This is a genomic window from Chryseobacterium mucoviscidosis (assembly GCF_002177115.1).
In the GTDB taxonomy this organism is placed as follows: domain Bacteria; phylum Bacteroidota; class Bacteroidia; order Flavobacteriales; family Weeksellaceae; genus Chryseobacterium; species Chryseobacterium mucoviscidosis.
In genome coordinates this window covers 71,214-85,722 of record NZ_MVAG01000057.1, presented here as the reverse complement: position 1 = coordinate 85,722, position 14,509 = coordinate 71,214, and the positions used below count along the sequence as shown (strand labels likewise).

The window sequence follows — 14,509 nt, the reverse complement described above, 5'->3', positions numbered from 1 at the left end:
ATGTTTAGAATTTAGTAGATTTTATAGACAGCCATCCTTCTTTTAAAACAAGATGGGGAATGTTTCCGGAGTTGGTATTAAAGTCCCCGATCTCCAGAATGGCTTTGGAAGTATTCTCAATCAGCTTCAGCAATAATTTTTCATCGTCATCGGGATCTTCTTTTATTTTAATCTTTTCCCATTCTTCGCGGTTTACAAAGTGGATCTGGTCTTCCGGATAAAAGGGATATTCCTGAATGATTTTTTTATTAATGAGGCTTTGCTTAAAGCGTTCTCTGATGATCGCTGAAGCGTTTTCTTTGGTGAAAATGTACAGTCTGCCCAACAATTCTCTGAGTGTGATGATTTTATTGGAGGTTTTCATTGACAGAAGTTCAGCCAGTTCTTTTTCGGAATCGTTTAATTCAGAATTGTCTTTTTCTTTCAGTGTTTTTGTTTTTTCAGTGTTTAAATAATAAATTTCTTCGCCCAACAGATTGTTTTCCTGCTTCATCACATATTTTTCCCGAATGATAAATTCTTTGAGGGCTGTATATTTTTTATTTTTAAACTGATTAAAATCTAAAGCGATCTGCATGGATTTAACGTTTTCGCTTCTGCCGATTTTACCGGTTACCCCATCGTTAATAAATTCATTTCTTATGCTGTATTTTTCTGTATTATTTCGTATCTGAAATTCATTTTTATCGATAAAATAGATGTCTTCCTCCGGAAAAAACGGCTTCAATTCATTAATTAAAATATGTTCTTCTTTTAATTCTGAAAGCAGTGTCTGTAAGTAGGTTTCGGATTCAAAATTCTGAGAAAAATCGATGGCTAAATTTTGGGTCATCCGTTTTTTTAAGGGTGGATTTGAAGGAGATAGAGGTTCTTTTTTATTCTTTTTTTCCAGTTCAATCCACGACCACTGATAGCGATTATCTTTCGCAAGGGATAGCTGAAGGTTTTCTTTGGGCGTTATAACAGGCGCTGTTAATAATGTAAGTTCAATTCTTCTCAAAGCATTTTTAATGGCATTGTACGGCAGTCTTATGCGCTTTTCTGGTAAAATTCCTGTTTTAATGTTCAGGTTTCCTTTAGGATGAATCAGAAGATATCTTTGGCAGGCATTCAGCGTATCATTAAGTGCCAGAAAGCTTTCTTTGTCCTGATTTTTATAGCTTATTGAAGAGCTGTACATGGTTTTACCTTCAATTTCGTTCCATTTTTCTCTTCCGTCGATTGGGTTTTCTTTCAGAAAATCTTTCAGAGAATAGTAAAAACGGCTTATTTTCTTTTCTGCATCATTATTAAAATAAATTTTGCTTTCCAAAGCTTTCAAACCCAGTCTTTCGTTCTGTTCTTTATTTTCCAGATGGTAGTGCCAGTAAGCCAGAACGCCGTCGTTATACTGGTTTAAATCTCCAATGGACATCGGGATTTTCACTTTATCGTATTTTCTCTGGCTGTTGTAGGTATTGATGGTGATGTTTTCTGAATAACTGATGTCATGCAATGCTTCTCCTCTGGTGAATAAATTGATGTTCACTAAAGTAATCGCAACAGGTACGGAAGAGATGGTTTCCAACAGAGACGGATTGGCATAATCTTCGGGTGAAATATGCTCCATTGTTCTCTGCAGTTCTTTTATAAACTGATCTTTTTTGTTGGTTTTGCCAATTCTTTCGATAATCCAGTGTATAATTCTTCTGAGATGAGGATTTCTAACAACTGTTGTATAGTCTGTGTTTTCCTGAGCCAAACCGGCATCAAAAGGGGAAGATTCCCACGCTCCTTCTGTGTCTACTGCCCCTAAATGTTTTCCGTGTGCATCAAAAAATTCTATCCGCTGATTAAGATACACAGGAACCATCCATCCGAGTACAGGAGATTTTTTTCCTTCTGTTGCTGTTCTTGTAAATCTTGTGCTTACGGCAGAAGGCTGAAGATATCTTGGCGGCAGTGCAACCCAGTTATCTTTATTTTCGATTTTCTGCACATGGGTGGTAATTATTTTTTCCGGCTCGATGATTTTGTTTCTTCCGAAAGAATCTACAATTCTCAGTCTGTTCATTTTAAAGGCTCCGTTTCTGAACGGATTGAATATGGATAATCTGTTTGGCGTTAAAAGATCGAGACTGTTTCCATATTCTTTGCATAAATCTTCTATGCTTTTTGCCATCTCTTTATGATCTGTAAATCCGTTGGGAATGAGGGGTAAGACGGACAAGCCATTGCTTCTCTGAAGCATTAAATTATTGAAATCTGAAAGGGTAAGTTCAAACAAGGAAGTTTCTTCCAGTTTCTGAAGAAATATTTTTATTTTTTCTATTAATTCCGCGTTGTTTTTTTCATCAATACGAAGAAGATTTTTGCCTAATTTTTCTTTTACATATTCTTTAACCTCATCGCTTACAAAAGAATGCCCGTAGTAGATATTAGGATTCGGCATATACGCAATATCATGTAAAGGATAGGCTTTTATTAAGTCTGCATTAAGCTCATCCAAAATGTAGGAATCCTGTAAAAAATTTTCTGTAAAATTAGTATCGGAAGCCAGATAATGGCCTTCTTTTTTAGGCAGAAATAAACTTTCCCATTCTACTTTATAGGTATGCCACTGATTGGTCTTGATTTCCTGAGAATTGACCACATTCAGCACATTTTGACGGTTTTCTTTCTTTTCCGGCTTGAATAAAGGTACCGACTGTATTTCTTCCGGAGCAGACGGATTGCTGAAAAGATTGAAAATGCTGTTTTTTTTCGGAGACGAAATAATAACGCTTGGCGGCAGCGGTTCGTAATAATCGGTTCTGTTTTTTTTGGACAGAATCATTCTTGTTTTATACCGCTGATGCAGGAGGTTCCGGAGTTCTTTTTCATTTATGGTTTCTCCGGTCTGTTTTGCTTTCAGTAGAAATTTAATGAGGGCATAATCGCGGTATCTTGTGTAATGTTCTGATATTTTTCCGGAAAATAAATCTTTTGCATTCAGAGCTTTGTCTTTTGTATTTCCCAGCTTTTCTTTTAAGATGCTGATCTGTGAGATTAACAGTTTAAGATCTTCTTTAAGCTTATTGATGTTTTTATCTTTGCTTAAAAATAAAGCGTTTAAATACGTAGACCAGTGCAGGTACAGACTTTCAATTTTAGCCTGTAATCTGAAGGTATCCAGCTCATAGCTGTTTTGTATTTTGTTGAGATTTTCCAGCTCATCTTCCAAGACTTCGGTATAAGAAATATTGAAGAGATCCGGTAAAGAAACGCCTTCCCAAACCGCAAGAATTTCATCGGATTTTGCAGACTCCTGAAAGGTTTTAAGCTTATCTTTTATCTTTTCATACTGTAAAGCCACATTTCCGCTGAACTCAAAATCCAAAAGACTGCTGTCTACATCATATTCCTGAACAGCATCCTCCTGATCAGAAATAACAATATTCAGAACATATTTTGTTGTTCCGGATGTTTTATTAAACTGTTGCTCGTGCTGTTTATTCCTCAGTCTGGAAATCCAGTCCAGATTCAGCTCCTTCAGTTCATCAAAATTAATGATTGAAGCAATCTGTTCTTCCTGTTTCTGAAGATCCTGCCTGGAAAGATCCGGGTTGTTGGTATTGATGATTAATGCAGAAAGTGTCTCGGGCAAAGTATTGGCAACAGCAACATCAAAGGATTCTTCATTTTCTGTGGCCTCCCCGGATTTTAACTGAAAATTACCAGCAACGATATATTCATCGGCTGAGCTTTGTCCGTAATGATCTACCCATCCGATAACCTGATATATTTCGTTTTCTGTTCCGTCTTCATCATAAAATCCAAATACACTTCTGCAATTGGGATAATGAATATCGAATGAAAAACTTCCCCATCCCAAAGCACTGAGATTTTTTAAATAATTCGTCTGGGAATTGGTCTGATAGATCCAGTCGTTCAGTTTATATTTTCTTCCCACATATGCAAACTGAAAAGTATCTGTTGCTTCTTCCGCGTAGGTACAGGTATTGTTTTTATTCAGTTTAGGATCGTTAACGTTCCATATATAATCGCTTTCCACAATCCATTCCTCCCCATCACGCTGTCTTTTTATATACCAACGATTGGGAGCTTTTGGCAGATTTCCTTTATCATTAAATTTTTTAAAGAATGAAGGAAGAATAAAATGAAGATGAACTCCCTTATCCAGATAAATGGAATTATCCCATGAAAAAGGCCTTGGAATAATCGAGTTTGTTTCGAGGGGAACATTGGGATTTTCAAAGACATGACGCTCTGTATTCATCCACGGAACATTTTCAAAACGGATATCCTGACCAATTACCTGTTCAGGCGAATTGAGATACAAAGCATTTATCCGGAAAGGAAGTATATTGGGCATAATTATTTTACAGAGTCTTCTAACTGTTTAAAGATATCATCCGTAGATCCCAAAGTCATCATTTTCTTCACCACGTTGCGGTCTGTATTCCAGATAGAAAAATTAACTGAATTGATGGACATTGTATTAAATTCTGAGAAGAACGCCTTACTGTCTATACTTATGGACAGTGCATATTCCCATTTTGCTTTTTTGTCATCCTTCAGCTTGGTTCCCCTTTCATCGCATTCTTCCATTACAGGTGGTTTGCTTGAATCTGCTTCTGTATTAATATAATATGCCTTTTTATATAAATAAGCAGTTTTCAGATAAAAATGAATCTTATTGATGTCGAATTTATTATCCGAGCTATTCTGTTTTAGCTGATCTGTAACCTGTTTTGTAGGTTCTTCAGAATCACTCCCAAATATTTTCTTAAAATCACTTTTTAAATCATTGAAAGTTACAAAATCATCCGATGAAACTTTTGTAGGAACAAGCAGATATTCTTTCGTTGTAACTTTTTTTGTATCAAAATCTTGTTCCGTACTTTGAACAACTAAGGCTAAATCTCTTTTTAAAAAAGTCAGGGATATTCCCAATTGAAATTGACTCATGATATAATTTTTTTAAAATTCCTACTCGTGTGGCTTTTCAGAATACGCCCCGTTTTGTAATGGTTTCTGGTCTCCATGATTATTGTTTTATTTTTACGCCTGATTCAGAATCGGGTTATGTAAATTTAATAAAAGAAAGCACTCGGCATCATTTTCTCTATCATAAATTTCTGATTTTTAAATCATTAATAAATCGTCAGAGTTTTTCATTCATCCTCTCCGTCATTTGTCCTGTTCAGCAACCAAAATTATAGGAAAATAATCCTATTCATTTCAGTAGAAATACTGGTTTTTTTTCTCAATTAAAGTTTTAAAATTTACCTAAAAAATAATTACTGTAAATAAAAATCACGTCACTTTTTGAAGCGACGTGATGGTATGAAATTTATAAATTTCTGAGCTCTGTTGTATTTGAAAGAATTATATCAACCTGTCAAAATGAATAGGGAGATCATAAATTCTCTTTCCGGTTGCATGGAAAATCGCGTTTGTAATGGCAGGAGGAATTCCTACTCCACCTATTTCGCCTACTCCTTTTACTCCCAAATCATTTACAAATTGATCATTTTCTTCCACAAATACCACTTCCAGATCGTGAATATCTGCATGGACAGGAATATGATATTCACCCAGATTGGCATTCATATATTTTCCCAACTCATGATCGAGTATGGTTTCTTCGTGCAAAGCTTTGCTGATTCCCCAGATCATGCCTCCCAAAACCTGACTTTCTGCTGTTTTAGGATTGATAATTTTCCCTGCTGCAACGGCTGTAACCGCTCTTTTTACTTCAATAATTCCCAACTCTTCATCCACTTCTACCTCAACGAAAACCGCACTGTGAACAGCTCTGGCTTTTTTTCCATACTTTAATGGGTTGGGCATTGCAGAATTTGTGGTTCGAATTGCTTCTCCGCCATTTTTTTTGAAAATTTCTTTGACATCTACCTGTATTTCAGGCTGATCTTTTACGGTGATAAAACCATTTTTGAATATAACATCTTTAAAATTTACATTTTTTAAAACGGAATCTTTCAAATCTTTAGCTTTTTCGAAAAGTTTTTTGTTTAAAGCCTGACAGGCATTCTGTACCGCAGGTCCCACTGTTGCCGTAGTAAACGACCCTCCCTGAATCGGAGCAAATGGCATTTTACTGTCGGCATACGAAAACGTAATATCTTCCATGGAAAGTCCCAGTTCTTCTGCCGCAATCTGCGTCATGATCGTCTTCGTTCCGGTTCCGATGTCGGTAACGGCACTTTTTATTTCAACTTTTCCATCCGGTGTCATAATCGCTTCCGCACGTCCTAAAATCCGATTGGCATCCCAAATTCCGGTAGCCATTCCGTAACCGACCAGCTTATTTCCGCGCTTCATGCTTCGGGGTTCAGGATTTCTCTTATTCCAGCCAAATTTTTCTGCTCCTTCCAGATAACATTTTCTGAGTTCTTTACTCGAATATTCCTTATCACTGCTTTTATCAATTTCCGAATAATTGATAAGCCTTAATTCCAGCGGATCTATATTTAATTGATAAGCGATTTCATCCATTGTTACTTCCACAGCGTGCATTCCGGTACTTCCGCCGGGTGCTCTCATATCAAGCGGACTGTAAACGTCTAACGGAACAATTTCATGTTCCAACAAGGTATTTTCTGCGGGGTACAGCATATTTGCCCAATTCACCACAATTTCAACATAATCTTCAAACCGCGAAGTTTCCCCGATTGCTTTGTGATAAATTGCATTGACTTTACCTTCTTTATCCGCACCGAATTTTGTATGCTGTAACGTCGGAGGTCTGTGTCCGATCATGTACATCTGCGCGCGATCCAAAGTGACACGAACATTACGTTTTAAAGCCAGCGAAGCCATTACCGCCATAAAAAGCTGCTGCTGCGGACGAAGCCCCGAACCAAAACCACCGCCTACAAACGGTGAGATGACCTGTACATTTTTCATTTTAAGCCCGAAAACATTCGCAACATACATTTGGGAATTAATCGTTCCCTGTGTTTTATCGTAAATAGTGAGTTTATCTTTTCCTTCGTAGATCACGGTGGAAGCATACATTTCCATAGGATTATGATGCTCGGTTCCGTGACTGAAATGGCTGTCGGTTTTTACAAACGAATTTTCATATTCTTTTTTGAAATCACCGGTAGGCTTTGGCGGAGGCGGTTTCAGCAGCGAAGCCAGTCCTTTTTTAGGATCTCTGGCTTTTTCAAGATTCTTCTTCAGATCCGTTTCAAAATTTTCTTCTTCTTCGTAAACCACTTTTATTTTTGCTGCCGCATAACGTGCCATTTCAAATGTTTCTGCAACCACCAGAGCAATGGGTTGTCCGTTATATCGGATTATATTATCTTTAAGAGGTTTAAAAACAGTTCCGGGAGGTGCATCCATATCGGCATACTGAAAATCAAACCAGGCAGTTGAAGGTTTATTTTCATGGGTGAACACCTCAATAACTCCTTCTAATTTTTTTATTTCTGATGTATCGATGGTCTTGATTTTACCTTTTGTAATCGAACTGTTCACAATGTACCCATACAATAAGTCCGGAGCATCATATTCTGCTGCATATTTTGCTTGACCTGTTACTTTCAGATGACCTTCAAGACGATTTATTGATTGTCCGACAGACGGTGTATTTTTCATAAAATTTTCTTTAGCATTCATAATAATTTATAAAGAAGGTTTTGCACCCGGTCTCTGAGACGTCGGATCAAGAGCCATCATACAGTTTCTGACAATTGCTTTTTTAGCGAGATTAATTTTAAAACTGTTATGTTCAAAACCTACGGCTCCTTCCAAAATAATGTCAGCCGCAGCCGCAAAGTTTTCCGAATTTGCTGCTTTATCTGTTAAAAAATCTTCAGCTTCTTTTACACGCCACGGTTTGTGCGAAACACCACCCAAAGCAATTCTTGCTTCTTTAATTATTCCGTTTTCCAGTTCAAGACCAGTAGCGACAGAAACTAATGCAAACGAATAAGAACTTCGGTCTCTTAATTTCAAGTAAGAATAATTTTTTGAAAATCCTTTTTCGGGCAGTTCAATTCCTGTGATGACCTCTCCTTTTTTCAGGTTATTATCGATCTCCGGAGTATCTCCCGGAAGTCTGTGAAAATCTGAAAATTTCAATGTCCGATCTCCATCCGTTCCCGATATATGAACAACTGCCTCCAAAGCTGCAAGAGCAACACACATATCTGAAGGAAAAACAGCAATACAGTTTTCGCTGTGTCCTAAAATTGCGTGAATTCGGTTGTACCCTTTCATCGCAGAACATCCGGAACCCGGAACTCTTTTATTGCAGGGAGTATTAATGTCGTAAAAATAATAACATCGGGTTCGCTGTAATAAATTTCCGCCATTGGTCGCCATATTTCTGATCTGTGCCGAAGCTCCCGCCAAAATAGCTTTAGAAAGAAGCGGATATTTTTCTTCAATAATTGGATGATACGCTGTATCTGCATTCGTCATTAAAGCACCGATACGAATTCCTCCGTTATCAGATTCAGTAATCTCAGCTATTCCGTCAATGGGATTAATATCTACCAAAGTATCTGCTTCAGTAACAAAATATTTCATCAGATCGATGATATTAGTACCTCCGGCAATGATTTTATTGTCTTCATTTGCATAAGTCAATGAAACCGCTTGATCAACGCTATTGGCTTTTGTATAGGAAAAGTTATTCATAAGTACCTTGTTTTACTGCCATTACAGCGTTAATAATTCCTCTGTTGGCTCCGCATCGGCAAAGATTTCCGCTCATCAGTTCCTGAATTTCTTCCCGCGTATTTGCCTTATTTTCATTCAGTAATCCTATGGCGCTGCAGATTTGTCCCGGAGTACAGTATCCGCACTGGAAAGCATCATGTTCAATAAAAGCTTTCTGAACGGGATGCAGGTTTTCACCATCGGCAATCCCTTCTATGGTTGTAATTTCAGCATCAGCTTTCATAACGCAGAGACTGAGGCAGCTCAAAACTCTTTTGCCGTTAATCAGAACCGTACATGCGCCGCACTGCCCATGATCACAGCCTTTTTTTGTTCCGGTAAAATGCAAATTTTCTCGAAGAGCATCAAGAAGTGATACCCATGGAAGTACATCCAGATGATGTTCCTTTCCATTTATTTTTAATGTAACAGATTGTTTTCCAGTGTTCGCCATAAATCGGTAGTTTGGTTATGGGTAGTGATACAAAAAAAGAACCGTTAGGTATATTAAAGACTGAAATTGATTTAAATATATTCAATCTAAATAAGGAAAACAGATCATGAAAGGATAAAAAATATTCTGTACCGTTCAGATACAGAATATTGATATGATTCTAAAATAGAAAACAGCAGTCTATTTGTGTGACAATGCCATTAAAATTTTATCGGGAGTAATCGGCAAATCTCTCATTCGTATACCGATGGCATTATAAATTGCATTGGCTATCGCAGGGGCTGTACCAATAATTCCTACTTCTCCGAGACCTTTCGCTCCGGAAGGGTTAATGTTCGGATCGGGTTTATGAATAAAGTCGACTTCAATAATCGGAGCATCCGCATTAACAGCAAAATGATATCCCGCAAGATCGTTACCGATTAACGTTCCTAATTTTGCATCGATCTGGTTTTCTTCCATCAGCGTCATTCCGATACCGCCAACTGCGGCTCCCGACATCTGATTGGCTGCTGCCTGACTGTTGATGATTTTTCCTCCGTCTGCTACGACAGCCAGTTTTTCAATTTTCACTTTTCCGGTTCGCTTATTAACACGGACTTTGCAAAAATGTGCCGCTGAAGAGCAGAACGCAAATTTCTCACGCTCACTTCCCGGTTTTGAAGCTACTTCAAGACGAATTTCAGCCAGATTATTCTTTTCAAACAGTTCTTCATAAGAGACAGAAACAGTTGAATTATTTTTTAAACTGATGCTTTTATCTGAAAGAAGAATATTTTCCAGAGCAGCTCCTTTAAAGCTTCCATTAACTGAGGATGCATACTCCGCCAGTTTTTGCTTCAACTGATTGCTTGCATCATACACCGCACCACTTACGGAAGACAGTCCCGTACTTCCACCCTGACTTGGCGCAGGAGGAAGCGCAGAATTTCCCAATTCTATATTGATTTTATTTTTTGAAATTCCGGTAATTTCGTGGGCAATGTTCTGCATTCCGGTTCCGGTTCCCGTCCCGATATCAGTCATCGCAGTCTGTACAATGAGACTTCCGTCTTTGCTCATGATAATTGCTGCTTTGGCTTCTGCTCTTCCGGCATTCCACATTCCGACTGCCATTCCGTAACCAATATACCAATCCCCTTCAATTACCGTTGCGGGCGTTGCTTTTCTTGCGTTCCATCCGATCATTTTAGCACCTTTGTTTATACATTCATCCAGAAAATGAGTAGACCACGGCAAATTTGAATCAGGATGTTTTTCCAGTGAAATATTTTTTAACCTCAACGCTACAGGATCCATTTTCAGTTGGTAGGACAGTTCATCAATGGCGGATTCCAAAGCGAATACTCCGGTACAGTCTCCCGGACCGCGCATCCACGTTGGTGTGCTTAAATTTAACGGAACATTTGCTGCTTCCGTTTTTAAATTGGGAAACTTGTAAATTAATCTTGTCACGCGGGTAATACCGTCGTTAAAATTTTCATAGACTGAAGTTTCGTTCTTTGCCTGATGCAATATTCCTGAAAGATTTCCTGACGGATCTGATGCCAATTTTATTCTTTGCCATGAAGCCGGTCTGTAACCTGTTGCCGCAAACATCTGTGGTCTGGTAAGCATCAGTTTTACAGGACGTCCAACCTGTTTAGCTCCCATTACCGAAGCTAAAACGTGTGGCCAGATTCTGAGTCCGGAGCCGAAACCGCCTCCTACAAATTCACTGAATACCTGTATATTTTTTTCAGGGATAGAAAATAACCTTGCAAATGTTCTCTGAACATTATTTACTCCCTGATTTTTATCGTAAAGCTTCAACGTATCATTGCCTGTCCAATGAGCAATCGTGGCGTGCATTTCCATGGGATTATGTACATCTGCCTTAATATTATATTGCTGATCTACCGTGAATGGTAAATTTTGCCAACTGTCAAAATTTCCTCTTTCTTTTCCTTCAGCTTTTAAAGCAACTGTTTCTTTCGCAGAATCAAAATCAACCGCAAAACTGTCTTTCTGATATTCTGTTTCTACCAATGACGCGGCAAAAGTTGCGTCTTCCAGTGTTTCTGCAATCACCATCGCAACAGGCTGTCCTTTGAAAAATATTTTATCCGTATGAAAAATCGGTAAACCGAATCTCGACTGTTTAATTTTTTCTTCAGTATCCATACCCGGAACCGAAGGTTTGTGCAGATGGGTAATGATATCAATAACGCCTTCCACTTCTTTGGCTTTATCAACCGAGATCGACTGTATTTTTCCGGAAGGAACCGTACTGTTTACCAATACGGCGTAGCAGATATTTTTAACTTCGTATTCGGCAGCGTATTTACCGCTTCCGGTAACTTTTTCCACTCCTTCAACACGTCCTTCGGGTCTTTTGGATCTGATGTTCAGTAATTCGAGTAATCCCATAATTGTTACTTTTTAATATATCCCAACCTTATTGATTCACACAATTTTGTAATGCTGTAACGATAGCTCCCTGAAGCATTGGTATTTTGTAACCATTCTCAGACAAGGGTTTCAGATCTTTGGTTGCCAGTTTCGCAGCTTCTTCAAAGATTTCTACCGTAGCTTTTTTCCCGTTCAGAAATTTTTCTGCCTCCAACCATCTCCAGGGTTTATGCGCCACACCTCCTGAAGCTAAGCGGGCATCTTTTATTCTTTTCCCATCCAAATCCAGTGCTGCTGCAACCGAAACCAATGCAAAAGCGTATGAAGTCCTGTCTCTTACTTTTACATAGGCAGAATGTTTCCCGAAAGTATTATCTGGAATTTCTATATTGGTTATTATGGCATCCTGTGGTAAATTATTATCCAGCCAGGGCGTATTTTCCGGCAGTTTATGAAAGTCTTTAAATGGTATTTTAATTTCTTTCTGATCTTTTGTCTGAGCGGTAACGGTGGCATCCAATGCAGCCAGAGCCACACAAAAATCTGAAGGATGAACCGCAACACACTGATTATTATATCCAGCAACGGCACTCATTCGGTTGGCACCATCAATTGCACTGCAACCGCTGTTGGGTTTTCTTTTATTGCATGGCGTTGTAATATCATAAAAATAAGGACATCGGGTTCGTTGCAACAGATTTCCCGCTGAACTTGCCATATTTCTGATCTGTGGTGAAGCTCCAGCTAAAATAGCTTTTGAAATGAGAGGAAATTTTTCCGTCACATCTTTACTATTTGCAACTTTGGTATTACTTGCCATTGCACCAATCTGCAATTTGTTATTCTGATGATTTACCGCATCGGATAATGCCGTGGTAACATCAATCAGCTTCTCCGGCTGGGCAATGTTTTTCTTCATGAGATCTACCAGATTCGTTCCGCCTGCAATATACTGACTGACTGCTGATTTCATGGCAGAAGCTTCAGCAGCAGATTTTACTTTTTCAAAATTAAATGGTCTCATTGGGCTGCAACTTTTTGGATGGACTGAACAATACCGTTATACGCTCCGCAACGGCAAAGATTACCGCTCATATATTCTTTAATTTCTTCTACAGAACCTGTATGACCTTCATTAACGCAGGCAACAGCAGACATAATCTGTCCCGGCGTGCAATATCCGCACTGGAAACCGTCACATTCTATAAATGCCTTCTGCATCGGATGAAGCTCATCTCCGTTTGCCAGACCTTCGATGGTTGTGATCTCTTTTCCCTGAGCCATTGCCGCCAAAGTAAGGCAACTCAGGGCTCTTTCCCCATTGATGTGGATGGTACAGGCGCCACATTGTCCGTGGTCACAGCCTTTTTTAGATCCGGTAAGATTAAGCTGTTCCCTGAAAAGGTCTAAAAGTGTGGTTCGGGTATCCACATAAAGGGTATGACTTTTTTTATTGATGGAAAGCGTAAGTCTGGATACGTTTTTCTTGGGAACAAGATACTGTTTCACATCCTGATAAAATGCTTTTACCGAAGACGGAATAGCCATAAAACCAGCCAGTAATCCTGAAACTTTGAGGAAGCTCCTCCTGCTGTATTGTCCTTTTAATTCCATAAGTTATTTTTTAATCAATATAATTGTATACGGATAGGTTTTAACAAATATCATCAATTAAAATAAGAAATTGATGATATACATTACAGTTTTATATACCAATATTACAGTTTTTGAGTGTAGCCCGGAAAAAAACAGATAATATTTATGTAAATTTGAATATATAATAACTTTTTAATGATTTTATCTCAACAAAAATCATACATAAGTTGAAAAAACAATGAGTAATCCATAAAAATGTTTTCGGATGAAAGAGATCAATGATATTGTAAAAGCATATAAAAAGGCGCATTTAAATGGGTTAAAGGCTGCTTTGGCAACGGTGGTAAAGGTAGAAGGTTCTTCATACAGACAAGCAGGGGCGAGAATGCTGGTTACAGAAGACGGACAGCTTACAGGCGCCATCAGTGGAGGATGTTTAGAGGGTGATGCTTTGAGAAAAGCGCTGCTTGCCATTCATCAGAAAAACAATAAGCTCATTACGTATGATACCAGTAATCCGGATGATCTGGAATTTGGCGTTCAGCTAGGATGTAACGGAATCGTACATATTCTTTTTGAATATATTGATGAAAATTCTCCTCAAAATCCAATCTCCCTTTTAGAGAAAACAACGGAAAAAAGAGATGAATCTGTTATTATCACCCTATTTTCGCTGGAAAAAAGAAATAAACAGACCGGAACTGTCGGATTGATAAAAAAGGAAAATACAATAATATCGGACTCAGGTTGTATTTCAGAAAGTGAACTGAATCGTTTTTCTTCAGAAGTTTTAGAAAAAAAACAAAATATACTCACTCAGATTTCGTCAAATGAAATCCTGCTGCAATATATTCCGCCACAGACCACGCTGATTATTGCAGGAGCCGGAAACGATGTTAAACCTTTGGTAGAAACGGCTTCCATTTTAGGCTGGAAAACAGTAATTGCAGACGGAAGAGCTACACACGCCCTGAAAAAGAGATTTCCTCTTGCGGATGAGGTATTGCTCGCAACACCCGAAGAAATCATGAAGACCATAGAAGTTGATGAAGCAACGGTTTTTGTGATGATGACGCACAATTATAATTATGATCTCGCTTTGCTGAAGCTCATTATCCATCAACCGATACAATATATAGGATTACTGGGTCCTAAAACAAGGTTCAACAGAATGATGGATGATCTTAAAAATTCAGGAATTACAGTCGGCGAAAAAGAATTAAATAAACTTTTTGGTCCGGTTGGAATAGATATTGGTGCAGAGACTTCGGAAGAAATTGCCATTTCCGTAATTGCAGAGATCAAAGCGGTGTTAAGCGGAAAAAAAGGTTCCTCATTAAGGGATAAACCAGAAAAAATGCATACTGATATTCTCAGTATATAAGGAAA

The 14,509-nt window shown here is 38.3% G+C and carries 9 protein-coding genes; 1 reads left to right on the top strand and 8 read right to left on the bottom strand.

Annotated elements, in window-relative coordinates:
* Positions 1-4 precede the first annotated feature (4 nt).
* The 8 genes from B0E34_RS01545 to B0E34_RS01510 all read right to left on the bottom strand — a co-directional run bounded on the left by B0E34_RS01545 (position 5) and on the right by B0E34_RS01510 (position 13,138).
* Positions 5-4,354: a PAZ domain-containing protein gene (locus tag B0E34_RS01545; protein ID WP_087706156.1), complete on the bottom strand. Its 4,350-nt coding sequence runs from the start codon at positions 4,352-4,354 to the stop codon at positions 5-7.
* Between the two features lie 2 nt (positions 4,355-4,356).
* Positions 4,357-4,950, bottom strand: coding sequence for a hypothetical protein (locus tag B0E34_RS01540; protein ID WP_087706154.1), 594 nt, complete (start codon positions 4,948-4,950; stop codon positions 4,357-4,359).
* 420 nt (positions 4,951-5,370) lie between these two features.
* Positions 5,371-7,611 carry a xanthine dehydrogenase family protein molybdopterin-binding subunit gene (locus B0E34_RS01535; RefSeq protein ID WP_087706478.1) on the bottom strand — a complete coding sequence of 747 codons (2,241 nt, stop codon included), beginning with the start codon at positions 7,609-7,611 and terminating at the stop codon, positions 5,371-5,373.
* A gap of 27 nt (positions 7,612-7,638) precedes the next feature.
* Positions 7,639-8,658 carry an FAD binding domain-containing protein gene (locus B0E34_RS01530; protein WP_087706152.1) on the bottom strand — a complete coding sequence of 340 codons (1,020 nt, stop codon included), beginning with the start codon at positions 8,656-8,658 and terminating at the stop codon, positions 7,639-7,641.
* Positions 8,651-9,133, bottom strand: a complete 483-nt coding sequence (locus B0E34_RS01525; RefSeq protein WP_087706150.1) for a (2Fe-2S)-binding protein — start codon at positions 9,131-9,133, stop codon at positions 8,651-8,653. The genes B0E34_RS01530 and B0E34_RS01525 overlap by 8 nt, the downstream gene beginning before the upstream one ends.
* 180 nt (positions 9,134-9,313) lie before the next feature.
* A complete protein-coding gene (locus B0E34_RS01520; protein WP_087706148.1) occupies positions 9,314-11,542 on the bottom strand; it encodes a xanthine dehydrogenase family protein molybdopterin-binding subunit in 2,229 nt (742 codons plus the stop codon).
* Between the two features lie 28 nt (positions 11,543-11,570).
* Positions 11,571-12,548 (bottom strand): FAD binding domain-containing protein, encoded by a 978-nt coding sequence (locus tag B0E34_RS01515; protein WP_087706147.1) that lies wholly within the window; start codon positions 12,546-12,548, stop codon positions 11,571-11,573.
* Positions 12,545-13,138: a (2Fe-2S)-binding protein gene (locus tag B0E34_RS01510; RefSeq protein WP_050379753.1), complete on the bottom strand. Its 594-nt coding sequence runs from the start codon at positions 13,136-13,138 to the stop codon at positions 12,545-12,547. The genes B0E34_RS01515 and B0E34_RS01510 overlap by 4 nt, the downstream gene beginning before the upstream one ends.
* 247 nt (positions 13,139-13,385) lie before the next feature.
* On the opposite strand from B0E34_RS01510, the gene B0E34_RS01505 reads away from it, so the two are divergent.
* Positions 13,386-14,504: an XdhC family protein gene (locus B0E34_RS01505; RefSeq protein ID WP_087706145.1), complete on the top strand. Its 1,119-nt coding sequence runs from the start codon at positions 13,386-13,388 to the stop codon at positions 14,502-14,504.
* Positions 14,505-14,509 lie beyond the last annotated feature (5 nt).

Excerpts from the sequence above, each read along its gene's own strand:
- B0E34_RS01545 (WP_087706156.1), bottom strand. The coding sequence starts at position 4,354 with ATGCCCAATATACTTCCTTTCCGGATAAATGCTTTGTATCTCAATTCG.
- B0E34_RS01540 (WP_087706154.1), bottom strand. The coding sequence starts at position 4,950 with ATGAGTCAATTTCAATTGGGAATATCCCTGACTTTTTTAAAAAGAGAT.
- B0E34_RS01535 (WP_087706478.1), bottom strand. The coding sequence starts at position 7,611 with ATGAAAAATACACCGTCTGTCGGACAATCAATAAATCGTCTTGAAGGT.
- B0E34_RS01530 (WP_087706152.1), bottom strand. The coding sequence starts at position 8,658 with ATGAATAACTTTTCCTATACAAAAGCCAATAGCGTTGATCAAGCGGTT.
- B0E34_RS01525 (WP_087706150.1), bottom strand. The coding sequence starts at position 9,133 with ATGGCGAACACTGGAAAACAATCTGTTACATTAAAAATAAATGGAAAG.
- B0E34_RS01520 (WP_087706148.1), bottom strand. The coding sequence starts at position 11,542 with ATGGGATTACTCGAATTACTGAACATCAGATCCAAAAGACCCGAAGGA.
- B0E34_RS01515 (WP_087706147.1), bottom strand. The coding sequence starts at position 12,548 with ATGAGACCATTTAATTTTGAAAAAGTAAAATCTGCTGCTGAAGCTTCT.
- B0E34_RS01510 (WP_050379753.1), bottom strand. The coding sequence starts at position 13,138 with ATGGAATTAAAAGGACAATACAGCAGGAGGAGCTTCCTCAAAGTTTCA.
- B0E34_RS01505 (WP_087706145.1), top strand. The coding sequence starts at position 13,386 with ATGAAAGAGATCAATGATATTGTAAAAGCATATAAAAAGGCGCATTTA.